The 620-nt window shown below is 63.2% G+C and carries 1 protein-coding gene; it reads right to left on the bottom strand.

Translation table 11 applies throughout. The features are described from left to right. Window positions 1-157: 157 nt before the first annotated feature. Window positions 158-620: GNAT family N-acetyltransferase (locus tag DTO57_RS14240; RefSeq protein ID WP_150788804.1), on the bottom strand; the 463-nt coding region annotated here is incomplete at its 5' end.

Below are 620 nucleotides of genomic sequence, written 5' to 3'. Positions count from 1 at the left end.
TCCAATCTCCGCCAAGCATGCTCAAGCTTCACGATTTTTGCAACAGAGCCATATCGACAACCTCTCGCGCAACCAAGACATCGCGGTCGGACTGCAAGTGATCTTGAAGCCACGGGCCCGTCCCACCCCGACATGGACCTCGATGCCCGAACGGACGTTAGATTTCGAGTTCTAGGCGTTCTGCGATGAAGGTTGGATCCCAGCCGGGATTGAAAGTGTCGACGTGGGTGAATCCGAGCCGCTCGTATAGGCCACGCAGGTTCGGGTGGCAGTCGAGCCGCAGCTTGGCGCACCCCTGCGTTCGCGCGGCATGGCGGCAAGCCTCGATCAGCGCGGAGCTGACACCCCGGCCCGCATGTGTCCGTCGCACCGCGAGCTTGTGCAGATATGCGGCCTCCCCCTTGAGGGCGTCGGGCCAGAACTCGGGATCCTCGGCCGACAAGGTGCAACAGCCGACGATGCCGTCGCTGCAACTCGCGACTAGGAGCTCGGATCTCAGGACGAAGGTCTCCGCGAATGTCCGGTCGATCCGCGCGACGTCCCAGGCGGGCGTTCCCTTGGCGGACATCCACGCCGCAGCGTCGTGCATCAGCCGCACAACCTCGTCGATATCACCCGAG

This window comes from Microbacterium sorbitolivorans (assembly GCF_003327285.1).
GTDB classification, from domain to species: Bacteria; Actinomycetota; Actinomycetes; order Actinomycetales; family Microbacteriaceae; genus Microbacterium; species Microbacterium sorbitolivorans.
This window is presented reverse-complemented; position numbering and strand designations above follow the sequence as displayed.